The sequence below is a fragment of the Burkholderia sp. Cy-637 genome, from assembly GCF_011753175.1.
GTDB classification, from domain to species: Bacteria; Pseudomonadota; Gammaproteobacteria; order Burkholderiales; family Burkholderiaceae; genus Burkholderia; species Burkholderia gladioli.
The window spans coordinates 18532-44644 of record NZ_VWWC01000013.1 but is presented as its reverse complement, the minus strand read 5'-3'; the positions used below and the strand labels follow the sequence as shown (position 1 = coordinate 44644).

The window sequence follows — 26113 nt, the reverse complement described above, 5'->3', positions numbered from 1 at the left end:
CCGGCGGCTAGGCCGCCAGGTCGGCCGTCACGGCTGACGACACCCAGTCGATGAAGGTGCGCACCGCCGCGTTCACGCGCGCCTGCGGATAGACGATCGAGACCGGCACGCTCGCGCAGCGCAGGTCGGCCAGCACTTCCCTGAGCCGCCCGCTGCGCAGGTAGGCGCCGGCCGCGAAGGCCGAGATCTGGATCAGGCCCAATCCCTCCAGCGCGCATTGCAGATACGCTTCGGTTTCGTTGACGGCATAGCGGCTCGGCAGCGTCATCGCACGCGCCTCGCCGTCCACCCGGAAACGCCAGTCGAGCGGCCGCCCGGTCGCGTTCGACAGGTAGTTGACGATGCGGTGCTCGCCCAGGGCATCGATCGAAGCCGGCTCGCCGTGGCGCTCCAGGTAGCGCGGCGAGGCGCAGGTGATCCACGCCAGCTCGCCGAGCCGGCGCGCCACCAGCGAGGAATCGGCCAGTTCGCCGGTACGGATCACGCAGTCGATGCCCTCGTGGATCAGGTCGGCCGGCCGGTCGCTCAGGCCCAGCACCAGCTCGATCTCGGGGTAGCGCGCCTCGAACTCCGCCAGCCGCGGCAGCACGCAGGCACGGCCGATCACGCCGGGCAGGTCGACGCGCACGCGCCCGCGCGGCGCGTGCGCCTCGCTCAGCAGGGCGCGCTCGGCGCTGGCGATCTCGCCGAGGATCGCGCGGCACGAGGCCAGGTAACGTTCGCCGGTCTCGGTCAGGCTCAGGCTGCGGGTGCTGCGCCTGAGCAGCGGCGTGCCGAGGTAGGCCTCGAGCTGCTTGACCGTGGTGGTGACCGAGGAGCGCGGCAGCGACAGCGTTTCGGCGGCCTTGCTGAAGCTGCGCGCCTCGACGACGCGCACGAAGGTCGTCATCGCGTGAAGTTTGTCCATGGGAGCCGGGCAGACGGGGAGGTTCCGCCACTCTAGCCGAAGATGGCCGCTACGCGAATCGCGCCGCCCCGCGGTTCCTCGCCCACGCGTTCTGTGTTCAAGCCGGCCGAACAATGGCCGGGCCGCCCGCCGCTAAGCTTCGCTCCTGTCCCGATACGGGCTTTGCGAATGGAGAACGAAGATGGCGAACACCGGCAATATCCAGCATGACGAAACGATCCTGGTCCTGGGCGCGGGCGAACTCGGCATGGCCATGCTGCGCGCGCTGGCACGGCGGGCAGCGGCGACCGGCGGTGGCACGCGCTTGAGCGTGCTGCTGCGCGCGGCCACCCTGGCCTCGACCGATCCCGCCAAACAGCGCGACCTGGCCGAACTGCGCGCGCTCGGCATCGCGATCGTGACGGGCGACCTGGCCAGCCAGTCGCGCGAGCAGCTCGCGGCGCTGTTCCGGCCTTACCACACGGTGCTCTCGTGCACCGGCTTCGTCGGCGGGCCGGGCGTGCAGCGCAAGCTGGCCGGCGCCGCGCTCGATGCCGGCGTGCAGCGCTATTTCCCCTGGCAGTTCGGCGTCGACTACGACCTGATCGGCCGCGGCAGCGCCCAGGACCTGTTCGACGAACAACTGGACGTGCGCGAGATGTTGCGCGCGCAACGAGCCACCGAGTGGGTGATCGTCTCGACGGGGATGTTCACGAGCTTCCTGTTCGAGCCCGGGTTCGGCGTGGTCGACCTGGCGACGCTCGCCGTGAATGCGCTGGGCAGCGAGGACACCGCCGTGACCCTCACCACGGCCGACGACATCGGCGCGCTGACGGCCGAGGTGCTGTTCGCCGAGCCACGCATCGCCAACCAGGTGGTTCGCGTGGCGGGCGACACCGTTACCTACCGCGAGCTGGCCGATGCGCTCGAACGCTGGAGCGGCCGGCGCGTCAGGCGCGAGACCTGGAGCGTGCCCGAGCTGCAGCGGCAACTGGCCGAGGCGCCCGGCGACGCGCTGCGCAAGTATCGCGTGGTATTCGCGCAGGGGCGCGGCGTGGCCTGGGACCAGCGGCAAACCTTCAACGCGGAGCAGGGCATCGCGGTGACGGGGCTGGAGGCCTGGATGAAAGCGCAACTGCCGAGCCCCGTCGCGACGCCGCGCTGAGAGCGGGCGCCGCGCGCTATTTGACGACGCGTTTGGCCACCACCACGCCGATCACCAGGAACACGATGCACAGCAGCAGGAACAGGCCGAACAGGAACTTGGCGATCGCGGCCGAACCGGCCGCGATACCCGTGAACCCGAACAGCCCCGCGACGATGGCGACCACCGCAAAAATCAATGCCCATTTCAGCATGTCGATCAGCTCCCGATAACGAATTGGTTGATTGGAATGTCGAGGATGGGTATCGACGACGGCCGCAAGCGGGTGCATGACGCGTTGCGGCCTGTTTTGCCGGCGCGAGGCCGGCGGGCTTCTCATGCAAATGGCGGGCCAGCTCGCGCGAATCGGCCGTCGGCGCGCTGCGCCGTCGATCCGGCGGGATCCTGCGGATGCGGCCCGACGGGTATATCGGGCGCCGGGGAAAGTCTGGAACAGGTAAATGTTACAAATTTCCATAACCCGAATTGCAGGAATGTTAGGACCGGAATTCGGACTGGGACGATGAGAAAAATTCACGTTACTCACGCAAAAATGTCGTAATTCCGGCGTGCAACACGGGCCCGCCTCCATGGAATAATTCGTGGCTCCTCGAATTGAATGGAGCCGTCGACATGTTCGATCTCGCCGCCAAAGTCGCCGTCGTCACGGGTGGAACCAGTGGAATCGGCCTGGGCATCGCCCGGGGTTTGTTGCGCGCGGGTGCGCGAGTGGCCCTGGTCGGGCGCGACGAGACGCGCGGCGCGAAAGCCCTGGCGCAGCTCGAGGCCGGCGACGCGGCCATCTACGTGCAGGCCGACATCTCGGTCGGCGAGCAGTGCAATCGCATGGTGGACGACGTCGAGCGGCATTTCGGCCGCGTCGACATCCTGGTGAACAATGCCGGCATGAATATCCGCCGACATGCGCAGGACTATTCGCACCAGGAGTGGCACCGGATCGTCGACACCAACCTGAGCAGCGCCTTCTACTGCGCGCAGGCCGTCTATCCGGCCTTCCTGCGCGCCAAGGGCGGCAAGATCGTCAATATCGGCTCGATGCTGTCCCTGTTCGGCACCACCCACGGCGCGGGTTATGCCGCGAGCAAGGGCGGCATCGTGCAGTTGGGCCGCGCCTTGGCGGTGGAATGGGCGCCGAGCAACATCCAGGTCAATACCCTGCTGCCGGGATGGATCGAGACCGAGCTGACGGCCGAGGCCAAGCAACTGTTTCCCGATCTCGAGGCAGGCATCCTCGCGCGCACGCCGCAAGGCCGCTGGGGACGCCCCGAGGACCTGGCCGGCATCACGGTGGCCCTGTGCTCGTCGGCTTGCGACTTCATCACCGGCACCGCGATTCCTGTCGACGGCGGTTATTCGATCCAGGGCTGAGGCGCCCGGCCGTCGCCGCCTGCGACGGCGCAGGATTGCGCCGAGGCCACGGCCCGCCGCGCCACCCGCGATTCGGTATCCTATGCGATGCATTCGACGTGTCGCCAAACGCGATCAAGAAGCCAGAGAGGCCATCGTCATGACTACCCCACATCACCGGGACGACTACGTTCCCTCGCAGGCCGGCCGCCGCTGCTTCGTGTTCGGCATGCTGTCGCTGGCCTCCTTGAGCGTGGTCGATCTGTGGACCGAGGTCCACGCCTCGTCCGCCACCGACCACGCAGGGCTCGACCGCTTCATGCAGGTCTCCAGGCTGGTGTCGCCGAGGGCGGCCGACCCGGCCACCGGCGCCGCGCTCTACCAGGCGCTGCGCGAGCGCGAGCGTGGTTTCGATACGAACCTGCAGGCCCTGGCCGAGCGGATCGCCGCGCGGCCCGGCATCGATGTCGACACGTTGGCCGCCGATCTCGATCGCAGCCGCCTGGGCGCGCTTCGCCAGACGCTGAATGCCGTCACCTCGGCCTGGTACCTGGGCGTGGTCGGCTTCCGCACCTATGCCTACCAGACGGCGCTGATGTTCGGCGTGGTCGCCGACGTGCTGAGCCCGCCGAGCTACGTGCGGCGCGGCCCGCTCTACTGGGCGACGTCGCGCGTGCTGCCGGCTGCCTGATTCGCGCTCGCGGACCCCGGCGGCACGAGGCGGCCTCGCGTCCGCCCATCGCCCTAATAACAAGCTATCCCCTCGGAAATCGCACCCATGAATCCCACATCGCTATCGGCCGACGTCGTGATCGTCGGCGCGGGCGCCGCCGGCAGTGTCGCGGCCCTGGAGCTCGCGAGCAGCGGGCTGTCGGTGCTCGTCCTCGACGCCGGGCCGCGCGTCACGCGCGGCGAGATCGTCGAGAACTTCCGCAACGCGCCGGTCACCACGCGCGCGCTCACCACGCCCTATCCGCCCAAGCCCTGGGCGCTGGCCCCGACCTTCTACGACACCGAGGGCAAGGTCCAGGACTACCTGCAGGTGAGCGGCCCCGACGGCGAGGCCTACCAGACCGATTACCTGCGGCTGGTCGGCGGCACCACCTGGCACTGGGCGGCTTGCGCGTGGCGGCACCTGCCCAACGACTTCCGGCTGCGCTCGACCTACGGCGTGGGCCGCGACTGGCCGATCGCCTATGAGGATCTCGAACCGTATTACTACCGCGCCGAGCTGATCTGGGGCGTGTGCGGCCCCGATCCGCTGAACGGGCCGGGACAGGAATACCTGGGTTCGCCGCGCAAGCAGAAATACCCGATGGACCTGATGCCGTGGACCTACACCAGCCGCGTGGTCGACGAGGCCGTGCGCCGCCATACGCAGTGCCGCGTGGTGCACGAGCCGGAAGGGCGCAACACGCGGCCCTACGCCGGCCGCCCGACCTGCGCCGGCAACAACAACTGCATGCCGATCTGCCCCATCGGCGCGATGTACAACGCGATCGAGACGGTCGTCGCGGCCGAGAAGGCCGGCGCGCGCGTGATGGAGAACTCCGTGGTGTACCGGATCGAGACCAATCCGGCCAACGACGAGGTGGTGGCGGTCCACTTCTACAACCCGGACAAGCAGAGCTTCCGCGTCACCGGCAAGCGCTTCATCCTCGCCGCGCACAATATCGAGACCGTCAAGCTGATGCTGTTCTCGAAGGACGAGAAGAATCCCCGCGGGATCTCTAACAAGACCGACCAGGTCGGCCGCTACATGATGGAGCACGCCGGCACCGAGGTGCAGTTCACCTGCGAGAACCCGGTCTGGATGGGGCAGGGGCCGCAACACAACGCGGCCATCGATACCTGGCGCGACGGCCCCTGGCGCACGGACATGGCCGCCTCGATCCATCGCGTCGACGAGATGAACATGACGGCCCAGGTCACCGCCGCCGCGCTCAAGCAGGGCCTGGTGGGCAAACGGCTGGAACAGGCGATCCGCCATGGCGCCGCGCGCCGCATCGAGATCTCCTCGCATCACGCGGTGCTGCCGAATCCCGGGAACCGTCTCACGCTGTCGGACAAGAAGGACATGCTGGGCATCAACTTCCCGAGCGTCCATTACACGATCGACGACTACACGCGCCGCAGCGCCGTGCGTACCGTGAAGGAGCTCTACGAGCCGCTGATCGCCGGGATGGGTGGCACCGACGTGAGCTACATCCCCGACGCGAACAATCCCTACCAGTTCTCGGCGGAGGATCATCCCGCCGGCGGCGCGCTGATGGGCAACGACCCGAATACCTCGGTGGTGGACGCGCAGTGCCGCTCGCACGAGTTGAAGAACCTCTACATCGCCTCGAGCGCGGTGTTCGTGAACACCGGCACGGCCAACCCGACCCTGACGATCGCCTCGCTGAGCCTGCGCGTGGCCGATACGATCAAGGCCGAACTGGCGCGCGCCTGAGGAGATGTCGATGAAGCAAGCTGGATTCCTTCGAGCGCTGCTGATCGCCGCGACGCTGCTGGCCGGCGGCGCGGCCTTGCCGGCGCACGCCGCCGATGCGGCCACCGCGCCGCCTTCGGCCGAGCTGCTCGCGCGCGGCGCCTATCTCGCCCGGGCGGGCGACTGCGCCGCCTGCCATACCGCGCCGGGCGGCAAGCCGATGGCGGGCGGCCTGCCGATCGATTCGCCGTTCGGGCAGATCTGGTCGAGCAACATCACCCCCTCGGTGCGCGGCGGGATCGGCGCCTACACGCAGGCGCAATTCGCCCGCGCGCTGCGCGAGGGCGTGCGCGCCGACGGCACGCATCTGTATCCGGCCATGCCCTATCCGTCCTACGCGGGCATCAGCGATGCCGACGTGACGGCGCTTTACGCCTACTTCATGCACGGCGTCGAGCAGGTGGACGTCGCATCGCCGGAAACGCGGCTCGGTTTTCCGTTCAACCAGCGCTGGCTGATGGGCGGCTGGAACCTGCTGTTCGCCAGCGGCCGGCCGGGCGCGCCAGTCGAGGGCAAGAGCGCGGAGTGGAACCGCGGCCGCTACCTGGTCCAGACGCTCGGGCATTGCGACGCCTGCCACACGCCGCGCAACACGGCGATGGGGGAAAAGCCCGGCCTGGAACTGTCCGGCGGGCAGGTTGGGGCCTGGCGGGCGCCCAACATCACCTCCGATCCGGTCAGCGGCATCGGTGGCTGGACGCACGCGGAGTTGGTGCAGTACCTGCGCACCGGGGCGGTGGCCGGCAAGGGCCAGGCGGCCGGCGGCATGGCCGAGGCGGTCGAGAAGAGCCTGCAATACCTGAGCGCCGAGGACCTCGCTGCGATCGCCACCTACCTCAAGGATTCGCCGCCGGTCCGGAACCCGAAGGATACGCGCGCGGCCTACGACTACGGCGGCAACGGCCAGGATTACGAGGCCGCCCTGCGCGCCGACAATCCCGGCATCGGCTTCGGTCGGCCCGGCCCCGGTTACGTCGCGCTGAACAGCGGCGCGCAGTTGTACAGCGCGAACTGCGCGAGCTGCCACCAGTCGCGCGGCGACGGCACGCCGGACGAGGCCTTCCCGTCGCTGACCCACAACTCGGTGCTGGGTCGCGACAACGCCGACAACCTGGTGATGGTGATCCTCGACGGCCTGCATATCTCGACGCAGGGCAGGGAGCGCCTGATGCCCGGCTTCGCCGATGAACTGAGTGACGCGCAGGTCGCCACGCTCGCGAGCTTCGTGATGCAGCAATACGGCAACCCGGCAGTGAGCGTGAGCGCCGAACGGGTCGCCGTGCTGCGCAAGGGCGGGCCGCCTTCGCTGTTGTCCTACGCGCCGGCCGCGGCGACTGCCGCGATCGCCGGCATCGCGGCCATCGTCGTGCTGATCGCCGGGATGCGCTGGTCGCGCCGCAGGCGCGGGTCCTGACGGGCCGCGCGCCGGGCGGGCACGCCTGATCGTTCGCGCGTGCCCGCCCGGCGATCCTGCCGCTCAAGCCTGCAGATACACCGCCTGCGTATGCGTGTACTCATACACGCCATGCTTGCCGTCCGCGCCGCCGATGCCGCTCTTGCGCACCCCGGCGTGGAAACCCTGCATCGCCTCGAAGTTCTCGCGGTTCACATAGGTCTCGCCGAACGACAGCCCGCGGATCGCGTGCATCGCCCGGTTCAGGTTGGCGGTATAGACCGAGGAAGTGAGGCCGTATTCGCAGTCGTTGGCCAGTGCGATCGCCTCGTCGAGGTCGTCGACGATCTGGATCGGCAGCACCGGCCCGAAGATCTCCTCGCGCATGATCGCCATGTCCTGGCGGCAGCCCGCGATCACGGTCGGCTCGTAGTGGAAGCCGCGGCCCAGGTCGGCGCGCTTGCCGCCCGTCACCACCGTGCCGCCTTGCTCGACGGCCTTCGCCACCTTGGCTGCCACCTTGTCTAGCCCGCCCTGGTTGATCAGCGGGCCCATCTCCACGCTCGCGTCGGCCACCGGATCGCCGTAGCGCGTCACGCGCATCGCCTCGCTGATGCGCTCGATGAAGGCATCGGCCACCTTGCGCTCGACGTAGACGCGCTCCGCGCAGTTGCAGACCTGCCCGGTATTGATCACGCGCGAATTGCGGATCGCCGTGACGGCCAGGTCGAGGTCGGCATCGGCCAGCACGATGGCCGGCGCCTTGCCGCCCAGCTCCAGGTTCAGCTTGGTGAGGTTGTGGGCGGCCGCGGCCATGATGCGCTGGCCGGTCGCCACGCTGCCGGTGAAGCTGATCATGTCGACGCCGGCATGCGCGCTCAGCTTCGCGCCGACGTCGCCCTTGCCGCTCACCACGTTGAACACCCCGCGCGGCAGGGCGGTCTTCGCCACCAGCCTGGCGAACTCGAAGCAGTTGTTCGGCGTCTCCTCGCTGGGCTTGATCACGATGCAGTTGCCCGTCACCAGGGCCGGCGCCATCTTGCGGGCGATCAGGAAGAACGGGAAGTTCCAGGGCAGGATGCCGGCCACCACGCCCATCGGCTTGCGGAACAGCAGCAGGGTCTCGCCGGCGCGGTCGCTGGGGATGATCTCGCCCTCGATGCGGCGCGCCCACTCGGCCATGTAGTCCAGGTAGTCGGCCGTGAAGTTGACCTCGACCTCGGCCAGCGCGCGAATCTTGCCGCCCTCGTTGACGATGCCGTCGGCCAGCCGCGCCACGTCGGCGCGCAGCAGGTCGGCCAGCTCGTGCAGCAGGCGCGCGCGCTCGATCGCGGGCCGCGCCGCCCAGGCCGGCTGCGCGCGCCGCGCGGCCTCGACGGCGCGGGCCAGGTCGGCCTCGGTGGCGACCGGCGCGTGCGAGAGCAGGGCGCCGGTGGCGGGGTTGCGGACCTCGAAATGCTCGGACGAGGCGATGAATTCGCCGTCGATGTATTGCTGGTACTGCGTCGGGGTGCTGGACATGCTCGTCTCCTGGCTGGGATCGGGATGCGTCGGATGTCGGGGGTGCTGCAATGCGGTGCAATGCGGTGCGATGCGCGATGCGCGATGCGGGGCTCAGTATGCGCCCGATGCGGCGGGGCCCGCGGCGGCGGCCGGGTCGCGAAAACGCGCCAGCGCCGCGTCGAGCGCCTCGCGCAGCAGCACGATGTCGATCGCCACCGCCACGAAGCTGGCGCCCCAGCCGAGGTAGCGGCGCGCGGCGTCCTCGGCCGGCGCGAGGATGCCGGCCGCCTTGCCGGCCGCGCGTGCCGTCTCGATGATGTGGCGGATCGCCTGCTGCACCTCGGGATGGCCCGCGTCGTCGGGATGGCCGAGCGCGCAGGACAGGTCGGCCGGCCCGACGAACAGGCCATGCACGCCTTCGGTGGCGGCGATGGCCGCCACCTTGTCGAGCCCGGCGCGCGATTCGATCTGCACGGTCAGGCACAGCGCCGCCTCGGCGCGCGCGAGATAGTCGCTCACGCGCCCCCAGCGCGTGGCGCGCGTGAGCGCCCCGCCGATGCCGCGAAAACCGCCCGGCGGATAGCGCATCGCGCGCACCAGCGCGGCGGCCTGCCCGGCGCTTTCCACCATCGGCACCATCAGCGTGGTGGCGCCGATGTCGAGCAGTTGCTTGATGCGCGCCGGATCGTGGTCGACCGTGCGCACCACGGGCCGCGTGCGATAGGGCGCGAGCGCCTGCAACTGCCGCAGGATGCTGTCCACCGCGTTCGGCGCATGCTCGCCGTCCACCAGCATCCAGTCGTAGCCGCTCTGCGCGATGATCTCGGTGGTGTAGCTGCTGGCGAAGCTGTTCCAGGTGCCCAGTTGCGGCGTGTGGTCGGCCAGCGCGCGCTTGAATGGGTTGTCGAGCGGGTCCATCGGTTCGTCTCCGGAAGAAGTCATGGGGCGTTCGGTGCGAGCCTCAGTGCGTGTAGGGCCGCTCAAGCTTGCAATCGGGGTTCAGGCGCACCCCGAAGCCCGGCTTGTCGAGCGCCGAGGCGCGCATCCGGCCGCGTTCCGGCACCGGCTCGTCGAGCAGTTGCGGGTGGAACATCGGCACCACCTGGTCGGCCTTCGGCGCCATCATCAGGAACTCCGAGAACGGGCTGTTGTGGCGCGTGATCACGAAGTGATAGCTGTAGACCGAGGAGCCGTGCGGCACCACCAGCGCGCCGTGCGCGTCGGCCAGCGCCGAGATCTTGATCAGCTCGGTGACGCCGCCGCACCAGCCCACGTCGGGCTGCAGCACGTCGCAGCAGCCCATCTCGAGCAGCATCCGGAAGCCCCAGCGGGTCGCCTCGTGCTCGCCGGTATTGACCAGCATGCCGGGCGGCACGGCCTTTCGCAGCGCCGCGTAACCCCAGTAGTCGTCGGGCGGCAGCGCCTCCTCGATCCACTTGAGCCCGTAAGGCCGGGCCGCGTGCGCGAGGCGCGTGGCGTAGTTGAGGTCGAGGCTCATCCAGCAGTCCCACATCAGCCAGAAATCGGGGCCGACGCGCTCGCGCATCTCGGCCAGTTCCTCCAGGTTGCGGCGCAGCCCTTCCTCGCCCTCGGCCGGGCCGTGGTGCAGCGGCATCTTCCCGCCGATGAAGCCCATCTCCTTGGCCAGGTCGGGGCGCGCGCCGGTGGCGTAGAACTGCAGCTCGTCGCGCACCGCGCCGCCGAGCAACTGGTGCACGGGTTCGTCGCGGATCTTGCCGAGCAGGTCCCACAGCGCCAGGTCCACGCCCGAGATGGTGTTGACCACCAGCCCCTTGCGCCCGTAGTAGAGCGTGCCGAAATACATCTGGTCCCAGATCTTCTCGATGTCGGTCACCTTGGCGCCTTCCACGAAGCGCGCCAGGTGCTTCTCGACGATAAAGGCGGCCGGCTCCCCGCCGGTGGTGACGGCGAAGCCGACCGTGCCGTCGCTGGCCTCGACCTCCACCACCAGGGTGCCCAGCACGTTGATGCCGAAGCTGCGGCGGCTCGCGCGGTACTCGGGATAGCGGGCCATCGGCGTGGCGATGTGGTCGTCGATCCAGTGGCCGTCGCCCTGGTCGTGATAGTCCGCGCCGCCGCCGCGAAGCGTGTAGGCGCGAATCTGCTTGATGGTCGGTACCGACATGGTGTTCCTCCGGAATGACGAGGCTAGGAAGACGAGTGGCGCGGCTGCGCATGGCGCTCGCCGCCGGCCGCGCCCGGGGCGCGCGCGATTAGCAGCGCGGCCGCGAGGGTGGTGGCCGCCAGCGTGTAGAGCCCCGCCGACGGCGAATGGAAGGCGGTTTCGGCCGCCTGCCTGAGGTTCGGCGCGACGAAGCCGCCCAGCGCGCCGAACGAGTTGATCAGGCCGAAGCCGGCCGCGGCCGCGCTGCCCGTCAGGCTGGCCGCGGGCAGCACCCAGAACACCGGCTGCACGGCGATGAAGCCGGCCGCCGCGAAGCACAGCGCGGCGAGCGAGAGCACCGGCTGCGAACTGGCCACCGAGGCGGCGATGCCGGCCGCGCTGATCGCCAGGGTGGCCGCCGCGATCGCGCGGTGCCGGCCGTGGCGGTCCGCCTGGACGGGTACCCAGTAGGCGGCCAGCAGCGCGCACAGCCAGGGCAGCGCGGCCACCAGCCCGACCGTGAAGCCGAGCTGGCGCCCCATCAGGCTCGCCACCTGGCTCGGCAGGTAGAACACCACGCCATAGACGCTCATCTGGATCAGCAGGTAGATCGCGCCGAAGCCGAGCACGCGGCGATCGGCCAGGGCCTGGCCGACCGAGGCCGGGCCGTGCTCGCGCTTGAGGCGATCCTCGGCTTCCAGCGTGGCGGCCAGCAGTTCGCGCTGCGCGGGCGGCAACCAGCGCGCGTCGCGCGGGCGGTCGTCGAGTCGGAACCAGGCGGCCACGCCCACCAGGCTGGCCAGCAGCCCCTCCACCAGGAACAGCCATTGCCAGCCGCGCAGGCCGGCCGCGCCGTGCAGCTCGAGCAGCAGCCCCGAGAGCGGCGAGCCGAGCACCAAGGCGATCGGCGCGCCGAAATAGAACAGGCCCAGCGCCTTGCCGCGCGAGCGCTGCGGAAACCAGTAGCCCAGGTAGAGGATCACGCCGGGGAAGAAGCCCGCCTCGGCCACGCCGAGCAGGAAGCGCAGCAGGTAGAAGGCGGTCTCGCCGCGCACGAAGGCGGTGGCGGCCGACACCAGCCCCCAGCTCACCATGATCCGGCACATCCACAGCCGCGCGCCGAAGCGTTCCAGCATCAGGTTGCTGGGCACCTCCACCAGCGCGTAGCCGATGAAGAAGATGCCGGCGCCGAACGCGTAGGCCGCGTCGGACAGGCCCGTGTCGAGCTGGAACTGGGATTTGGCGAAACCGAGGTTGGCGCGATCGAGGAAGGCCATCACGTACATCAGCAGCAGGAACGGCAGCAGCCGGCGCGTGACGCGCCGCACCGCCTGGCCGAGCAGGATTGCCGGGTCGTCCATCCATGTCTCCGTGTCTGTCGTGTCTTGTCGGCCGTGCGTCGTGCCTCGGCCGGTGCCCAGGGCATGCAGCACTGTAATCACGGCGGCGATGCGTGACCAATACCAAAATCGGCGCCCGCGATGCGATTTCCGGATCGATGCGAGGCGGCGCGCCGCTTGCGCGAGGCGCCGAGCCGGGAAGGCGATCCGGAACGCGGATCGCGCGATGTCGATTGCGGATTGTCGGCGCCCGGGCGGCGACCCTATATTGGGCCGCGCGGGGGCGATGGCCCGCGGCGCATCGACGGACGCAGCGCCGCGCGGCGGCCGGCGCGAGCCGTGTGCCGCGTGCCGTGGCCGGCCCACGCGCTGCGCACAACCGGGAACCAGGAGGGCGAGGTGCTGCTGAAAGACAAGGTGGTGATCGTGACGGGCGGCTCGCGCGGGATCGGCCGCGCGATCGCGTTGGCGAGCGCGCGCGAGGGCGCCGACGTGGTGATCAATTACTGGGGCGACAACGACGCTTCCTACGGACGCGGCACGGCCGTCGACGAGGTGATCGGCGAGATCGGCAGGCTCGGGCGCCGCGCCATCGCGGTGGAGGGCAACGTCGCCCAGCCGGGCACCGGCGCCGAGCTGGTGCGCCAGGCGGTGCGCGGCTTCGGCCGCGTCGACGTGCTGGCCAGCAATGCCGGCATCTGCCCGTTCCACGCCTTCCTCGACATGCCGCCGGCGGTGCTGGAGCGCACCGTCGGCGTGAACCTGAACGGCGCCTTCTACGTCACCCAGGCGGTGGCGCGGCAGATGCGCGAGCAGGGCACGGGCGGCGCGATCGTCGCCACCAGCTCGATCAGCGCGCTGGTGGGCGGCGGGATGCAGACCCACTACACGCCCACCAAGGCGGGCGTGCATTCGCTGATGCAGTCCTGCGCGATCGCGCTGGGGCCTTACGGGATCCGCTGCAATTCGGTGATGCCGGGCACCATCGCCACCGATCTCAACGCCGAGGACCTGGCCGACACGGAAAAGCGCGCCTGTATGGAGAAGCGGATTCCGCTCGGCCGCCTGGGCGCGCCGGAGGAGGTGGCCGACTGCGTGGTGTTCCTGGCCTCGGATCGCGCGCGCTACGTGACGGGCGCGGCCCTGCTGGTGGACGGCGGCCTGTTCGTCAACCTTCAGTGACGATCACGGGCGTGTCCGGGGGCGGGATGTCGACGGCGGGATCGGAGAAGCGCCGCAGCAGGCCGACGAAGTATTCGGCCGCCTCCGACAGCGGCTCGTCGCGGCGCGTGAGGATGCCGTAGCCGGGCAGGCGCTTGCCGATCTCGAGCGGCAGCGCCACCAGCAGGCGGGCCTTGACGTGGTCGCGCACCACCGATTCGGGCAGCATCGCGATCGCATCGAAAGTCTCCACCAGTTGCAGGGTGGCGAAGATCGAGCCGCATTCGGTCAGGTTGGCCGGCGTGGCCAGGCGCGCCCGCGCGAATTCGTTCTCCAGCAGCACCCGCGCCGGGCTGGTGACGGGCTGCGCCACCCAGGGCCACTCGGCGGCCTCGGCCAGGGTCAGCTCGCCGCGCGCGGCCAGCGGATGCTGGGCGCGCGTGACCAGCACCAGGGTTTCGGAGGCGATCGGTTCGAAGTGGAAATCGTTGTGCTGCAGCGCATTGGTGAGGCGCCCGAGCGCGAGATCGACCTCGCGCCGATACAGCAGTTGCACGATCTGGTCGCTGGTCTCGCCGAGGATGCGCACGTTCAGCAGCGGGCGCACCGTCTTCAGCGAGGCCACCGCCAGCGCCAGCACGTCGGGCGCGGCGCCCATGATCGCGCCCACCGTCAACTGGCCGTGGCCGCCGCGGCGCTTCACGTCGAGATCCTCGGCGAAGCGCGTGAGGTCCGACAGCGCGCGCCGCGCATAGGCCAGCACCGCCTGGCCCAGCGCGGTGGGCGCCATGCCTTTCGCATTCCTGTCGAACAGGCGAAAGCCGAAGGCGTCCTCGATGTCGCCGAGCATGCGGCTCGCGCTGGGCTGCGCGACGTTGATCTCGCTGGCCGCCTGGTGCACGTTGCGGCAATCGTCGAGCGCCACCAGCAGGGCGAGATGCTTGAACTTGAGCCGGTTGACGAGCGACAGCGCGGTGGTGTGCAGGGTCATGGGCAGGTGATTCGTTTTCTGGATCGCCCAATGATGATAACGGATTGGTTGGCTATCGCGAGCCGTTTATAGTCGCTGCATCCCGTGGGACGGGGCGCCGCCGAGGCAGCGCCCGCCGATACGACAACGAGGGAGACAGACAGGATCATGGAGACGATCGCCTTCCGGATGAAGCTCGATCCGGGGCAGCGCGAGGAATACTCGCGCCGCCACCGCGAGATCTGGCCCGAGCTGGCCGCGCTGCTGCGCGAGGCCGGCATCCGCGATTACCGGATCTTTCTCGACGAGAGCACCAATCACCTGTTCGCCGTGCTCACGCGCGAGCACGCGCATCGCATGGCGACGCTGCCGGCCGAGCCCGTGATGCGCAAATGGTGGGATTTCATGGCCGACATCATGCAGACCGGGCCCGACGGCTCGCCCATGCAGGTGCCGCTCGAACCGATGTTCCATCTGCCCTGAGCGCGAGGAGAGCGAGGATGCGAGTGGTCGATCCGCATGTGCATTTCTGGCGGCCCGGCGGCGGCGACTATCCGTGGCTGGCGAATCCGGGCATCTCCTTCGTCGGCGACGCGCGCGAGCTCGCGCACGACTACCTGCCGGCGGACCTGCTGCGCGAGGCCGGCGAGATCGAGATCGCGAAGGTGGTGCATGTCGAGGCCAACTACGATCCGGCGCGGCCCGTCGACGAGACGCGTTGGCTGCAGTCGCTGGCCGAGGGCGAGGGCGCCGCGCATGGCCTGCCGAACGGCATCGTCGCCGCGGCCGATCTGTCGGCGCCCGATGTCGAGGCGACCCTGGCCGCGCATGCCGGGCACGCCAACACGCGCGGCATCCGCCAGATCCTCAACGTCCACGCCAGGCCGCTCTACAACTACGTCGATCGCCACTACCTGCACGATCCCGCCTGGCGGCGGCAGTTCGCGCTGCTCGGCCGCCACGGCCTGTCCTTCGACCTGCAGCTGTATCCCTCGCAGATGCCCGAGGCGGCGCGGCTCGCGCGCGAGCATCCGGAGATCGCGATCGTGCTGAACCACGCCGGCATGTTCGTCGACCGCGATACGCCGGCCGGCTATCGAGCCTGGCGCGAGGGGCTGCGCGAGCTGGCGGCCTGCCCGAACGTGTCGGTCAAGCTGAGCGGCTTCGCGATGTTCGATCACGACTGGAGCGTCGAGAGCCTGCGCCCCTACGTGCTCGAGGCGATCGACACCTTCGGCGTGGCGCGCGCGATGTTCGCCTCGAACTTCCCGGTGGATCGCCTGTTCGGCGGCTACCAGGCGCTCTGGCATGCCTATGCGCGCATCGTCGGCGGCGTGAGCGAGGGCGAGCGGCGGCAGTTGTTCGCGGCCAACGCCGAACGCATCTACCGGATCTGAGGGATCCGGATCGACGGCCGCGCCGCGCGCAGCGAGCGACCCGCGCCGGCCCCAGCCTCATTGGCAACACCAACAAGGAGACGATCTTGGCGACACCGGTACAGGCGGCCCCGCCGCCGCGCCTCGAACTGCGCGGCGCCAGCAAGTCCTTCGGCGCGGTGCGCGCGCTGACCGGCGGCGAGCTGGTGCTGCGCGCGGGCGAGGTGCATGCGCTGCTCGGCGAGAACGGCGCCGGCAAATCGACCCTGGTGAAGATCCTGGCCGGCGTGCACGCGCCCGATGCCGGCGAGCTGCGCGTGGACGGCGTGGCCCGGCGCTTCGCCTCGCCCTCGGCGGCGCGCGAGGCCGGCATCGCGGTGATCTACCAGGAGCCCACGCTGTTCTTCGACCTGTCGATCGCCGAGAACATCTACATGGGGCGGCAGCCGCTGGACCGGCTCGGGCGCATCGACAGCGCGGCGATGGAACGCCAGGTGGCGGCGCTGCTCGCCTCGCTGGGCGTGAACCTGAAGCCGCGGCAGCCGGTGCGCGGGCTCTCGATCGCCGACCAGCAGGTGATCGAGATCGCCAAGGCGCTGTCGCTGGAAGCCGGCGTGCTGGTGATGGACGAGCCGACCGCGGCGCTCTCGCGGCCCGAGGTCGAGCGCCTGTTCGCGATCGTGCGCACGCTCTGCGAGCGCGGCGCGGCGGTGCTGTTCATCACGCACCGGCTCGAGGAGGTATTCGCGCTGAGCCGGCACGTCACCATCATGCGCGACGGCGCCAAGGTGCTGGACGCGCCCACCGCCGAGCTGGACACCGCGCGCATCGTCGCCACCATGGTGGGCCGCGACCTGGCCAGCTTCTACCCGAAGGCCGAGGTCGAGCGCGGCGCGGTGCGCCTGGCGGTGCGCGGGCTCACGCGCGTGGGCGTGTTCAAGGACGTGTCCTTCGAGGTGCACGCGGGCGAGATCGTCGCGCTGGCCGGGCTGGTGGGCGCGGGGCGTAGCGAGGTGGCGCGCGCCGTGTTCGGCATCGATCCGCTCGATGCCGGCGAGATCGTGGTGGCGGGCCGGCGGCTCGCGCCGGGCGACCCCGGCCGCGCGGTGCGCGCGGGCCTGGCGATGGTGCCCGAGGACCGCCGCGAGCAGGGCCTGGCGCTGGAGCTGAGCATCGCGCGCAATGCCTCGATGACGGTGCTGGGACACCTGGCGCGCTTCGGGCTGGTATCGGCCGCGCGCGAGCTGGCGCTGGCCGCCGACTGGGGCGCCAGGCTGCGCCTGAAGGCCGGCGACCTGCGGCTGCCGGTGGGCACGCTGTCGGGCGGCAACCAGCAGAAGGTGGTGCTCGGCAAGTGGCTGGCCACCGGGCCCGCGGTGCTGATCATCGACGAACCCACGCGCGGCATCGACGTGGGCGCCAAGGCCGAGGTCTATGCCGCGCTGGCCGAGCTGGTGCGCGAGGGCATGGCGGTGCTGATGATCTCAAGCGAGCTGCCCGAGGTGCTGGGCATGGCCGACCGCGTGCTGGTGATGCACGAAGGGCGGATCCGCGCCGATATCCCGCGCGCCGAGGCCGACGAGGAGCGCATCATGCGCGCCGCGCTCGGCGGGCGCGACCCCTCCCTGGAGCGCGCCGCATGACCACCGGAACCCCTGCCATGAATCGCGCCGAGGCGCCGGGCCGGCACCCGCTCGCGGCGCTGGCCGCCGCCATCGCCCGCAGCCGCGAGACCACGCTGTTCGTGGTGCTGCTGTTGCTGGTGGGCGGCACCGCGCTGGCGCGTCCGCAGTTCCTCAACCTGCAGAACCTGCGCGACGTGCTGCTGAACGTGTCGATCGTCGGCCTGCTGACGGCCGGCATGACGATCGTGGTGCTGATGCGCCATATCGACCTGTCGGTCGGCTCGGTGGTGGGACTGGGCGCCTACGGCGTGGGCAGCCTCTACGTGGCCTTCCCGCAGTTGCCGGTGCCGCTCGCGCTGGCCGCCGGCCTCGCCATCGGGCTCGCCGCCGGCGGCCTCAACGGCCTGCTGGTGGCCTTCGGGCGGGTGCCCTCGCTGGTCGCCACGCTGTCGATGCTCTACATCCTGCGCGGCGCCGACTACGCCTGGGTGCACGGCGGCCAGATCAACGCCTCGAACCTGCCCGACGCCTATTCGCGGCTGGCCACCGGCTCGCTGCTCGGCGTGCCGGTGCTGGTGCTGCTCACCGCGCTGCTGCTGGCGGGCCTGTCGCTCTACCTGAAGCGCTACCGGGCCGGCCGCGAGCACTACGCGATCGGCTCGAACCCCGAGGCCGCGCGGCTGGCCGGGATCCGCGTCGAGCGCCGCGTGATGGCCGGCTTCCTGATCTCGGGCGCGCTGGCGGGGCTGGCCGGCGCGCTGTGGCTGGCGCGCTTCGGTACCGCCGACGCCAGCACCGGCAAGGGCATCGAGCTGCAGGTGGTGGCCGCCGCGGTGGTGGGCAGCGTGGCGATCAACGGCGGGGTGGGCACCATCCTCGGCGCCGCGCTGGGCGCGCTGGTGCTCGGCGTGATCAATATCGCGCTGGCCGTGCTGCATGTCTCGCCGTTCTGGGAACAGGCGATCGAGGGCGCGCTGATCGTGGCCGCCGTGACGGCCGACACGCTGCTGGCCCGCTCGGTGGCCAAGCGCATGATGAGGAAACGCGACCATGGCTGAACCGATCCGTGCCGCGCGCCGGCGCGCGGCCCTCGGCTGGGAGGGGCTGCTGGTGCTGATCCTGGCCGCCTCGCTGGTGCTGGGGCGGGTGCTCTCGCCGGTGTTCCTGGAGAGCGCGAACCTCGCCAACATCCTGCTCGACATCGGCGAGATCTCGCTGATGGCGCTGAGCATGACCCTGATCATCGTGACCGGCGAGATCGACCTGTCGGTGGCCTCGATCCTGGGCGCGTCCAGCGCGCTGATGGGCGTGCTTTGGCACCTGGGCCTGCCGATGCCGCTGGTGATCGCGCTGGTGCTGGCGGCCGGCATCCTGGCCGGGCTCGTCAACGGCTGGGTGATCGTGCGCTTCCGGCTGCCCTCGCTGGCGGTGACGATCGGCACGCTCGCGCTGTTCCGCGGCCTGGCCTACGTGCTGCTCGGCGACCAGGCGATCGCCGATTTCCCGCCCGCCTACACGGCCTTCGGCATGGACAACCTGGGCGGCAGCTTCCTGCCCCTGCCGTTCCTGATCGTGATGGCCGCGGCGCTGCTGTTCACGGTGCTGCTGCAGGCCAGCGCCTTCGGCCGCAGCCTCTACGCGATCGGCGCGAATCCCGCCGCCGCCACCTTCTCGGGCATCGCCGTGGCGCGCATCAAGCTGCGCCTGTTCGTGATGTCGGGCCTGATGAGCGCGCTGGCCGGGGTGGTCTACACGCTGCGCTTCACCAGCGCGCGCGGCGACAACGGCGAGGGTTTCGAGCTGGCCGTGATCGCGGCCGTGCTGTTCGGCGGCGTGAGCATCTTCGGCGGGCGCGGCTCGCTGTATGGCGTGCTGCTGTCGCTGCTGATCGTCGGCGTGCTGAAGAACGCGCTGACCCTGGTGGACGTGTCGAGCGAGGCGCTCACCATCGTCACCGGCGTGCTGCTGCTGTCCTCGGTGCTGATCCCGAACCTGCTCGGCGCCTGGCAGGCACGCCGGCTGCGGCGGCGCATGCGGGCGTCCTGAAGCCGGGCGGCTCCCCCTTCGTGCCGCGCGGCAGGCATCGCGCGGCAGCTCGAACCCCTGCATATCAACACGGCCGGACGCTCGCTTCGGCCCAACCTGGAGACAAGCATGCATCGATTCCCCAATCCGGCCGCGCGCGCGGCCGCCGGCGCGCTGCTGGTCGCGCTTGCCGCGCTGTCTGCGCTCGCCGCGCCGGCGGCCACCGCGGCCGGCGTCAAGGAGGGCCTCAAGATCGCCTTCGTGCCCAAGCAGATCAACAACCCCTACGAGGTGATCGCCGACGACGGCGGCCTGGCCGCGATCAAGGAGCTGAAGGGGCAGGGCAAGGTGGTGGGCCCCTCGGACGCGGGCGCGTCCTCGCAGGTGCAGTACATCAACACGCTGACCACCCAGCGGCAGGACGCGATCGTGATCGCCGCCAACGACGCCAACGCGCTGGTGCCCTACCTGAAGCGGGCCATGTCGCAAGGCGTGAAGGTGGTGACCTTCGACTCCGACACGGCGCCCGACGGCCGGCAGATCTTCGTCAACCAGGCCAACGCGGAAAGCATCGGGCGCGGGCAGATCCAGCTGGTGGCCAAGCTGACCGGCGGCGAGGGCGAGTTCGCGATCCTCTCGGCCACGCCCAACGCGACCAACCAGAACACCTGGATCCACTGGATGCAGGAGGAACTGAAGAAGCCCGAATACGCGAAGCTGAAGCTGGTCAAGATCGCCTACGGCAACGACGACGACCAGAAGTCCTTCGTCGAGACCCAGGGGCTGCTGCAGGCCTATCCGAACCTGAAGGCGATCGTGGCGCCCACCTCGGTGGGGATCGTGGCGGCGGCGCGTTATATCTCCACCTCGTCGAGCAAGGGCCGCGTCGCCGTGACCGGCCTCGGCACGCCGAACCAGATGCGCGCCTTCGTCAAGAACGGCACGGTCAAGGCGTTCCAGTTGTGGGATCCGGGCCAGCTCGGCTACCTGGCCGCCTATGCCGCCGCCAATCTCGCCTCGGGCAACATCAGCGGCAAGGAGGGCGAATCCTTCGAGGCCGGCAAGCTGGGGCGGCGCAGCATCGGCAAGAACGGCGAGGTGGTGCTCGGGCCGCCGACCACCTTCGATGCGGGCAATATCGACCAGTTCAATTTCTGAGTCGGGGCGTAAAGGTTCGAAAAAACCGCAGTCGAATTTCGTCGGATACAGGTTTTTTCGAATCGGCCAGATCCTTATGCTGGCTCCATCTTCAAGCCGTTCAAGGAGCCAGCAAGATGAAATGCCCCGTCTGCAAGACCCCGGACCTGCTGATCGCCGAGCGCCGCTCGATCGAGATCGACTACTGCCCGAGCTGTCGCGGCGTGTGGCTCGATCGCGGCGAGCTCGACAAGCTGATCGCGCTCGATGGCGAGGAGCAGGCCAGGGCACCGGCCTCGTCGAACACGCGCGGGCACGACGAGCGCGAATTCGAGCGGCAGCGCGAGGCGCGCCATGACGATCATCGGTACCGGCGCGACGAGCCTCGCTCCGGGCACCCGCAGCCTTATCGCAAGAAACGCTCGCTGTTCGACATGTTCGATTTCGATTGAGCCAAGGAGCCGCCGGCATCGCGCCGGCAGCTTTTTTTGGTTGGCGAGCGGCGACGCGATCAGCGGTGCTGCTGCCTTTCGTGCTCCTGCGGATGCGGTGCCGCGTGCTGCTCGGGCTCATGTTGCGCATGCTCGGCCGGCCGGGGCTGCGCAGCCGGGCGCGGCGCCTCGTGCTGCTGCGGCGGCGCATGCACCTCATGCTGCTGCTGGAAGGCCTCGCGCGCCTGGGGCGGCGCCTCGCGCTGCTGGCGGGGCGCCTCGGCCGGCTCGTTGCGCGGCGCCTCGGGCTCGCGGCGCGGCTCGGCCTGCTGGTGCATCTGCATGCCGGGCATCTCGCGCATCTCGCCGTTCGCCGGATTCGGGCCGTGCATCGCGTTCGCGTTGGCGGGCGGATGCGGGACGTTTTCCGGCGCGCGGCCCTCGGCGGGCGGATGGGCGCCGCCCTGGGCCGCCTCGTTGCGCTCGACGCGCCGCGCCTCACCCGGATGCGGTTCGCCCGGGCCGGCATGCGCGGCCATCTCGTTCGGACGATTCGCGTCGGGATGCGGCTCGGGCCGTTCGCCCGGCCGCGTATCGTTGGCGCCGAAATGCGGCATCGACATCGCCGACGGACCGGGATGCGGCGCCCCCGGATGCTCGCGCATCTGCTGCTCGCGCGCGGCCTGCTGTTCGCGCATCTGCTGCGCGGCGGCCACGCCGGCCGGCGGCGCGCCGCGATTGACCAGGTTGCCGACGTTGTTGGTGGTGTTGCCGTAGTTGTTGGTGACGTTGTTCGTGATCCGCGTGTTGTGGATGTTGTTGATCACGGTGGTCGACTTCGAGATGTAGGTGGTGTGGTTGTACACCACCGCCGGCCGTTCCCGGTTGCCCCAGGCCGGGCCGCCCGGATGCGGCGCGCCCCAGTTCACGCCCCACGAATGCCAGCCCCAGTCGTGATGGCTGAACAGCGCCCCCACGGCGATCCCCACCCCGAACGACAGCACGCCCGCGGTGACCACCGCGCCGGTGTCGTAGCTCGGCCGGTAGGCGTAACCGGGGTAGACCTCCGGCTCGCCGTAAACCACCGCCGGGTTGTAGGCCGGCACATAGACGGTATCGGGCTGGGCCGGCTCGATCACGATGGTCTGGGGCGGCGGCGGCACGATCGGCGGCCCCTCGTAGATCGCCGGGCCGCTTTGCGCCGGCGTGTAGGACGGCGGCGGCGCGGCCTGCGCCACCTGGGTGACGTGCAGCTGGCTGCCCGAACTCAGGTGGCCCGCCTTCTGCGCACGCTGGCGCATCACCTGGATCGCGTTCAGCACGTCGTTCGGATCGTGGTAGTAGGCCTGGCCGAGCGCGGTGGTCCATTCGATGTTCGAGGCCATCTGCGAGAGCACCGCCGGGAAGGCCGTGAGCGCCTTGACCGAAGGGTCCCAGGGCTGCGCGTCGGCGGCGGCCGTCAGGTCGGCGCCCTTGAGCGTCGGATTCTGGCCGAGCCAGGTATTGGCGGCGGTGACCTGGTCGGGGTAGGTGGCGCCGGCCAGGACCAGCGCCACCAGCTTGTCCGGGAACAGCGCGATCGGCGCCACCATCTGGTAGAGCTGGTCGGCGCTCGGCGGCGTGTAGGCGGCCGGTGCCGGCTGCGCGTCGGAAGCGGCCGGCGCGCTCGCGGCGCTGGCCGCGGCGGCCGGCGGCGCGTCATCGCTCTTCCGGTTGCAGGCGGCGAGGCCGAGCAGGGCGATCACGAGCGTGGACGCGACGATCGCGCGAGCGGGGTGGTGACGAGGCGGCAGGGTGTCTTTCATGATCTTGTGCTTGTCGTTCATCGGAGTGAGCCCGGGCTTGCGGCAGCGGTGTTGCCGGGTGGCGGCCATCTCGACCTGACGGAAACGAAAGCCTGGCGCGGCGGCCACAGTGAGCATAACGATCCTCCGCGAGGCTTCGTGCACGAGATGCGGCGCGCTTTATGTAACAGTCTGTGCGCCCCTTGCGTGACGCGGGCTCCAGCCCTCGGCGGCCGGCTTCGTGCCGATCGGCAAAGCCTTTCAATCCGCTGGCGAGCCGCTTCGCCGAAATGAAAATGAAGGGCTCGCACGAAGCGCCGACAGTGCTTTTGCTCCTGATCCTCATCGTGAGACGAACGGGCATCTTGTTGAGCTTGCCCGGCATTCAAGCGCGACGGCCCGGCAACTACAGTGTGCTCATGCGATCACCAAGTACGACGCATCCCGGCAACCCGGCGGCATCGATCCAGCATGTCGAGCCGACAAGCTTGTACGCACACCTAATTTGCCAGATGGAGAAGATCATGAAGAAGCGCTTTATCCCCGTGTTCGTCGCTGCCACCACCCTCGTCGCGGCATTCGCCGCCGGCACCGCCAACGCCCAGGCCGGCACGCTGACGCGCGCCCAGGTACGCGCCGAGATCGTGCAGCTGCACGAGGCCGGCTACAACGCGGGCCGTGGCGAGGACAACAGCTACCCGACGCAACTGCAGGCCGCGGAGCAACGCATCGCCGCCAACCGGCAAGGCGAGGGCGCGGCGGGCTATGGCGCCAACCCGGCCGTGCGCTCGGAAGCCGGCGGCGCGAATCGCGGCATCGCCGCGGACGAGAACAGCGGCCTGAAGCCGGTCTACTTTGGCAGCTGATCCGGGACGGGAGCGCGGCATGGTGGATGTCCGCGCTCCTCTAGACTTTCCTCGCCGTGGTTTGAAACGTACATGAATGCCTATATCCATTTCCTGAAGGTCACCAGCCGCGCCGATCGTTTCGGCGTCAACCTGGTCCGCATCTCGATCGCCATCGTGTTTCTCTGGATCGGCGCGCTGAAGTTCGTGCCTTACGAGGCCGACAGCATCACGCCGCTGGTGGCGCAAAGCCCCGTGATGGAATTCTTCTACAAGCATCCCGAGGATTACGCCCGGCACATGACGAAGGAAGGGCAACTGGTGCCCGAGCAACGCGCCTGGCAGCGGGACAACAACACCTATGCCTTTTCGCGCGGCCTGGGAACGCTGGAGATCCTGATCGGCCTACTGGTGCTGTCGAACGTCGCCTCGCGCAAGCTGGGCCTGCTCGGCGGCCTGCTGTCGTTTATCACGCCCTTCGTCACGCTGTCGTTCCTGGCGAGCACGCCGGAAACCTGGGTGCCAGCGCTGGGCGACGCGCAGCACGGCTTTCCCTTCCTCTCCGAGCACGGCCGCCTGATCATCAAGGACACCGTGATCCTGGCGGCCTCGGTGCTGGTCATGGCGGACTCGGCGAAACGGCTGCTCGCCGAGCGCGAGAGCCGATGCGAGGTGGGCGGCTGCGGACAATCCCGGGCACGGGCCGTGCGCTGAGAAGCGGGCGGGGACCTCGCAGCCGGGCGCTCGGCGCCGTGTCCCCGCCCGGTGCCAAGCCATTCTTCTACGCATCTCGGCCCCACCGAGGCCGGCAAGCCGGTAATATGCGTGCAAAATGGCGCTTCGGGCCCATTCGGGCGCCCGTAAAAAGGGGCGCGGTGCCGGTATCCGGCACGGGCCCGAGGTAATCGAGATCGTGGCACAAAAAGAACTGATGAAAAAAGGAAAGACAAAACTGACCCGACAGGACGCCGAGCGTCTCTTTTCGGGCTTACCCGGTGGCAGCATCAGCACGAGCGCGTCGAGCCGGCCGGTGAATCCCTTCGAAGGCAGCGGATTCGAGACCATCGAGCGCGCCGCCGACGAAAGCCGGCTCTGGAAGGACAGTCTGGTCACCCTGCCGATGGCGGTCGAACTGCCGTCCGGCTACGAGTCGGCGGCCCGCCTGCGCGAGGCGATGGCACGCGCCTGGCGCGTGAAGCTGGTGCGCGAAGGCGGCCACGAGATCGTCGTCGAGTTCCCGGAAGGCTGGAAGGCGATTCGTCCGGCCAGCGGCCCGATCGAGCTGCGCGACCCCGCGAACACGGTTCGCGCCGTCTACGGCTGGGCCGAGGACGCCGAACTGCGGATCCTGCCGCGCTACCAGGTCGAATCGCAGACCAACAGCTCGAGCGGCCTCGGCAGCCTGCTGATCCGCGATCGCGCGAGCGGCAAGATCCTCGAACGCTCGGAGATCTGGTCCTCGCTGATCGGCTCCCGCCACCCGGAATGGAACCGCCTGACGGGCTGGCTCAACGAGCGTTATCCGCAGCACCGCGATCCGCTGCGGTACTGGGAAGATTGCGAAACCAACCTCGGTCACTGACACGGGCACGCCATCCGGCCGTGCCATGGCCCACGCCCTCGCGCCGTCCTCGCCTGACTCTCCCGCCGCACCTTCCCGCCAGCCCTGATCCTTGATTCGCGGCCGCGCCGATCACTTCGCGCGCGGCCCGCGGGGCATTTTCCGAACCGATTCCAGCGGCCATTCCCAGGCCGCCGCCGGGCCATTTCCGCGCTTGGTCCGACTTAGACGCTGCTTCCAAGATTCGTGCCTTGTTTCGACATGGCAAATCTGAAAATATCGATTCGGAAACAATTTCCAGCTGGAAATCGAAAAACGCATCGAATCGAATCCGCCGCTTGCCGACGATATCGGCAATGGCGGTTTCGATCGAGTTCCCATACCAATCATTACCGTCGCGCCTGGATTCCGGATTTTGCGTCATTAGCGGTAAACAGGATTTTCAGGCCTGTATCCTCGAAAGGTGGCAGCCATGTCGATCAATGATTCTCCCTCGCTTCATCCCGCCCATTCGGCGAACCACGAAAGCTCGCCGGCCCGCAGGACGCTGCTGAAGTCGCTGGTGGCCGGCGGCGCGGCGATCGCGTTCGGCGCCCCGGCCCACGCCGCCGCGGCTTCGCACATCGCCAGGATTCCCGGCATCGTCAATCGCGAAGGGCGGGTGTCGCCGTTCCAGGTGGGCGACCACGTCAGGGTGTCGGTCCGCTATCCGATCGGCCATTACCGCACGCCGTTCTATTTGCGCGGCAAACCCGGCCAGGTGGTGAGGGTGGTCGAGCAATACATCAATCCCGAGCAGGAGGCATTCGGCCATAACGCCGGCAGCCAGCTCTGGCTTTACCAGGTGCGTTTCTCGCAAAAGGATCTCTGGCCGGAAAACGAAGGCGCGCCGTCGGACACGCTGCAACTCGAGATTTTTGAAAATTGGCTTGAAAAGGCATAAGGGCG

At 69.4% G+C, this 26113-nt stretch carries 25 protein-coding genes; 17 read left to right on the top strand and 8 right to left on the bottom strand.

All coding sequences use genetic code 11. From position 1 onward, the window contains the following. Positions 1-7: 7 nt before the first annotated feature. Complete coding sequence (locus F3J10_RS06380) at positions 8-907, bottom strand: LysR family transcriptional regulator (protein ID WP_167241695.1); 900 nt, start codon at positions 905-907, stop codon at positions 8-10. 181 nt (positions 908-1088) lie between these two features. Between F3J10_RS06380 and F3J10_RS06375 the strand changes: the two genes are divergently transcribed. After that, positions 1089-2051 carry an aromatic alcohol reductase gene (locus F3J10_RS06375; RefSeq protein ID WP_167241693.1) on the top strand — a complete coding sequence of 321 codons (963 nt, stop codon included), beginning with the start codon at positions 1089-1091 and terminating at the stop codon, positions 2049-2051. Between the two features lie 16 nt (positions 2052-2067). Here F3J10_RS06375 and F3J10_RS06370 read toward each other — a convergent pair whose 3' ends face one another. Continuing rightward, positions 2068-2244, bottom strand: coding sequence for a DUF1328 family protein (locus tag F3J10_RS06370; protein WP_025100145.1), 177 nt, complete (start codon positions 2242-2244; stop codon positions 2068-2070). A gap of 419 nt (positions 2245-2663) precedes the next feature. Between F3J10_RS06370 and F3J10_RS06365 the strand changes: the two genes are divergently transcribed. The 4 genes from F3J10_RS06365 to F3J10_RS06350 all read left to right on the top strand — a co-directional run bounded on the left by F3J10_RS06365 (position 2664) and on the right by F3J10_RS06350 (position 7303). Then, positions 2664-3419 carry an SDR family oxidoreductase gene (locus F3J10_RS06365; protein WP_166913440.1) on the top strand — a complete coding sequence of 252 codons (756 nt, stop codon included), beginning with the start codon at positions 2664-2666 and terminating at the stop codon, positions 3417-3419. A 139-nt stretch (positions 3420-3558) separates the two neighbouring features. Further along, the gene (locus F3J10_RS06360; protein ID WP_167241690.1) at positions 3559-4089 is read left to right on the top strand and encodes a sugar dehydrogenase complex small subunit; all 531 of its coding nucleotides are present in this window, start codon (positions 3559-3561) and stop codon (positions 4087-4089) included. Between the two features lie 87 nt (positions 4090-4176). Beyond that, the gene (locus F3J10_RS36515; RefSeq protein WP_167241688.1) at positions 4177-5850 is read left to right on the top strand and encodes a GMC family oxidoreductase; all 1674 of its coding nucleotides are present in this window, start codon (positions 4177-4179) and stop codon (positions 5848-5850) included. A gap of 10 nt (positions 5851-5860) precedes the next feature. After that, complete coding sequence (locus tag F3J10_RS06350; RefSeq protein WP_240155409.1) at positions 5861-7303, top strand: cytochrome c; 1443 nt, start codon at positions 5861-5863, stop codon at positions 7301-7303. Positions 7304-7366: 63 nt separating this feature from the next. Here F3J10_RS06350 and aldA read toward each other — a convergent pair whose 3' ends face one another. The 4 genes from aldA to F3J10_RS06330 all read right to left on the bottom strand — a co-directional run bounded on the left by aldA (position 7367) and on the right by F3J10_RS06330 (position 12271). Continuing rightward, entirely contained in the window at positions 7367-8803 is a 1437-nt protein-coding gene (gene aldA / locus F3J10_RS06345; protein WP_166915737.1) for an aldehyde dehydrogenase, read from the bottom strand. Positions 8804-8896: 93 nt separating this feature from the next. Further along, positions 8897-9727, bottom strand: a complete 831-nt coding sequence (locus F3J10_RS06340) for an HpcH/HpaI aldolase/citrate lyase family protein (protein WP_275691669.1) — start codon at positions 9725-9727, stop codon at positions 8897-8899. Between the two features lie 19 nt (positions 9728-9746). Beyond that, positions 9747-10931 carry an L-rhamnonate dehydratase gene (gene rhmD, locus F3J10_RS06335; RefSeq protein ID WP_025100140.1) on the bottom strand — a complete coding sequence of 395 codons (1185 nt, stop codon included), beginning with the start codon at positions 10929-10931 and terminating at the stop codon, positions 9747-9749. Between the two features lie 23 nt (positions 10932-10954). Next, positions 10955-12271 carry an MFS transporter gene (locus F3J10_RS06330; protein WP_167241684.1) on the bottom strand — a complete coding sequence of 439 codons (1317 nt, stop codon included), beginning with the start codon at positions 12269-12271 and terminating at the stop codon, positions 10955-10957. Positions 12272-12649: 378 nt separating this feature from the next. On the opposite strand from F3J10_RS06330, the gene F3J10_RS06325 reads away from it, so the two are divergent. Then, entirely contained in the window at positions 12650-13432 is a 783-nt protein-coding gene (locus F3J10_RS06325; protein ID WP_025100138.1) for an SDR family NAD(P)-dependent oxidoreductase, read from the top strand. On the opposite strand, the gene F3J10_RS06320 is transcribed toward F3J10_RS06325, so the two are convergent. Next, positions 13419-14402: a LysR family transcriptional regulator gene (locus tag F3J10_RS06320; RefSeq protein WP_025100137.1), complete on the bottom strand. Its 984-nt coding sequence runs from the start codon at positions 14400-14402 to the stop codon at positions 13419-13421. The two genes, F3J10_RS06325 and F3J10_RS06320, sit on opposite strands and share 14 nt — an antisense overlap. Before the next feature lie 147 nt (positions 14403-14549). Between F3J10_RS06320 and rhaM the strand changes: the two genes are divergently transcribed. The 7 genes from rhaM (at position 14550) to F3J10_RS06285 (ending at position 20996) form a co-directional block, all read left to right on the top strand. Then, positions 14550-14864, top strand: coding sequence for an L-rhamnose mutarotase (rhaM, locus tag F3J10_RS06315; RefSeq protein WP_167241682.1), 315 nt, complete (start codon positions 14550-14552; stop codon positions 14862-14864). 17 nt (positions 14865-14881) lie between these two features. Continuing rightward, positions 14882-15778 (top strand): amidohydrolase family protein, encoded by an 897-nt coding sequence (locus F3J10_RS06310; RefSeq protein WP_167241680.1) that lies wholly within the window; start codon positions 14882-14884, stop codon positions 15776-15778. 86 nt (positions 15779-15864) lie between these two features. After that, positions 15865-17400 (top strand): sugar ABC transporter ATP-binding protein, encoded by a 1536-nt coding sequence (locus F3J10_RS06305; RefSeq protein WP_167241679.1) that lies wholly within the window; start codon positions 15865-15867, stop codon positions 17398-17400. Positions 17401-17417: 17 nt separating this feature from the next. Then, entirely contained in the window at positions 17418-18440 is a 1023-nt protein-coding gene (locus F3J10_RS06300; RefSeq protein ID WP_240155412.1) for an ABC transporter permease, read from the top strand. After that, complete coding sequence (locus F3J10_RS06295) at positions 18433-19428, top strand: ABC transporter permease (RefSeq protein WP_167241674.1); 996 nt, start codon at positions 18433-18435, stop codon at positions 19426-19428. The genes F3J10_RS06300 and F3J10_RS06295 overlap by 8 nt, the downstream gene beginning before the upstream one ends. Positions 19429-19536: 108 nt before the next feature. Then, a complete protein-coding gene (rhaS, locus tag F3J10_RS06290) occupies positions 19537-20565 on the top strand; it encodes a rhamnose ABC transporter substrate-binding protein (protein WP_025100131.1) in 1029 nt (342 codons plus the stop codon). Positions 20566-20681: 116 nt separating this feature from the next. Further along, complete coding sequence (locus tag F3J10_RS06285; RefSeq protein ID WP_025100130.1) at positions 20682-20996, top strand: zf-TFIIB domain-containing protein; 315 nt, start codon at positions 20682-20684, stop codon at positions 20994-20996. 59 nt (positions 20997-21055) lie between these two features. Here F3J10_RS06285 and F3J10_RS06280 read toward each other — a convergent pair whose 3' ends face one another. Next, complete coding sequence (locus tag F3J10_RS06280; protein ID WP_167241672.1) at positions 21056-22780, bottom strand: DUF3300 domain-containing protein; 1725 nt, start codon at positions 22778-22780, stop codon at positions 21056-21058. A gap of 275 nt (positions 22781-23055) precedes the next feature. On the opposite strand from F3J10_RS06280, the gene F3J10_RS36190 reads away from it, so the two are divergent. The 4 genes from F3J10_RS36190 to F3J10_RS06260 all read left to right on the top strand — a co-directional run bounded on the left by F3J10_RS36190 (position 23056) and on the right by F3J10_RS06260 (position 26108). Next, positions 23056-23625: a DUF4148 domain-containing protein gene (locus tag F3J10_RS36190; protein WP_240155408.1), complete on the top strand. Its 570-nt coding sequence runs from the start codon at positions 23056-23058 to the stop codon at positions 23623-23625. 72 nt (positions 23626-23697) lie between these two features. Then, on the top strand, positions 23698-24318 hold the full coding sequence (gene rclC, locus F3J10_RS06270) for a reactive chlorine resistance membrane protein RclC (RefSeq protein WP_167241670.1): 621 nt from the start codon (positions 23698-23700) through the stop codon (positions 24316-24318). 217 nt (positions 24319-24535) lie between these two features. Beyond that, positions 24536-25186, top strand: a complete 651-nt coding sequence (locus F3J10_RS06265) for a hypothetical protein (protein ID WP_167241668.1) — start codon at positions 24536-24538, stop codon at positions 25184-25186. Positions 25187-25727: 541 nt separating this feature from the next. Further along, positions 25728-26108 (top strand): SH3-like domain-containing protein, encoded by a 381-nt coding sequence (locus tag F3J10_RS06260; RefSeq protein ID WP_205200179.1) that lies wholly within the window; start codon positions 25728-25730, stop codon positions 26106-26108. Positions 26109-26113 lie beyond the last annotated feature (5 nt).

Bases quoted from the DNA above. Each gene is read 5' to 3' on its own strand.
- F3J10_RS06380 (WP_167241695.1), bottom strand. From the start codon at position 907: ATGGACAAACTTCACGCGATGACGACCTTCGTGCGCGTCGTCGAGGCG.
- F3J10_RS06360 (WP_167241690.1), top strand. From the start codon at position 3,559: ATGACTACCCCACATCACCGGGACGACTACGTTCCCTCGCAGGCCGGC.
- F3J10_RS06370 (WP_025100145.1), bottom strand. From the start codon at position 2,244: ATGCTGAAATGGGCATTGATTTTTGCGGTGGTCGCCATCGTCGCGGGG.
- F3J10_RS06280 (WP_167241672.1), bottom strand. From the start codon at position 22,780: ATGAAAGACACCCTGCCGCCTCGTCACCACCCCGCTCGCGCGATCGTC.
- rclC (WP_167241670.1), top strand. From the start codon at position 23,698: ATGAATGCCTATATCCATTTCCTGAAGGTCACCAGCCGCGCCGATCGT.
- F3J10_RS06295 (WP_167241674.1), top strand. From the start codon at position 18,433: ATGGCTGAACCGATCCGTGCCGCGCGCCGGCGCGCGGCCCTCGGCTGG.
- F3J10_RS36190 (WP_240155408.1), top strand. From the start codon at position 23,056: ATGAAGGGCTCGCACGAAGCGCCGACAGTGCTTTTGCTCCTGATCCTC.
- F3J10_RS06310 (WP_167241680.1), top strand. From the start codon at position 14,882: ATGCGAGTGGTCGATCCGCATGTGCATTTCTGGCGGCCCGGCGGCGGC.
- F3J10_RS06285 (WP_025100130.1), top strand. From the start codon at position 20,682: ATGAAATGCCCCGTCTGCAAGACCCCGGACCTGCTGATCGCCGAGCGC.
- F3J10_RS06340 (WP_275691669.1), bottom strand. From the start codon at position 9,727: ATGACTTCTTCCGGAGACGAACCGATGGACCCGCTCGACAACCCATTC.
- F3J10_RS36515 (WP_167241688.1), top strand. From the start codon at position 4,177: ATGAATCCCACATCGCTATCGGCCGACGTCGTGATCGTCGGCGCGGGC.
- aldA (WP_166915737.1), bottom strand. From the start codon at position 8,803: ATGTCCAGCACCCCGACGCAGTACCAGCAATACATCGACGGCGAATTC.
- F3J10_RS06300 (WP_240155412.1), top strand. From the start codon at position 17,418: ATGAATCGCGCCGAGGCGCCGGGCCGGCACCCGCTCGCGGCGCTGGCC.
- rhaS (WP_025100131.1), top strand. From the start codon at position 19,537: ATGCATCGATTCCCCAATCCGGCCGCGCGCGCGGCCGCCGGCGCGCTG.
- F3J10_RS06320 (WP_025100137.1), bottom strand. From the start codon at position 14,402: ATGACCCTGCACACCACCGCGCTGTCGCTCGTCAACCGGCTCAAGTTC.
- F3J10_RS06350 (WP_240155409.1), top strand. From the start codon at position 5,861: ATGAAGCAAGCTGGATTCCTTCGAGCGCTGCTGATCGCCGCGACGCTG.
- rhaM (WP_167241682.1), top strand. From the start codon at position 14,550: ATGGAGACGATCGCCTTCCGGATGAAGCTCGATCCGGGGCAGCGCGAG.
- F3J10_RS06330 (WP_167241684.1), bottom strand. From the start codon at position 12,271: ATGGACGACCCGGCAATCCTGCTCGGCCAGGCGGTGCGGCGCGTCACG.
- F3J10_RS06365 (WP_166913440.1), top strand. From the start codon at position 2,664: ATGTTCGATCTCGCCGCCAAAGTCGCCGTCGTCACGGGTGGAACCAGT.
- F3J10_RS06375 (WP_167241693.1), top strand. From the start codon at position 1,089: ATGGCGAACACCGGCAATATCCAGCATGACGAAACGATCCTGGTCCTG.
- F3J10_RS06265 (WP_167241668.1), top strand. From the start codon at position 24,536: ATGAAAAAAGGAAAGACAAAACTGACCCGACAGGACGCCGAGCGTCTC.
- rhmD (WP_025100140.1), bottom strand. From the start codon at position 10,931: ATGTCGGTACCGACCATCAAGCAGATTCGCGCCTACACGCTTCGCGGC.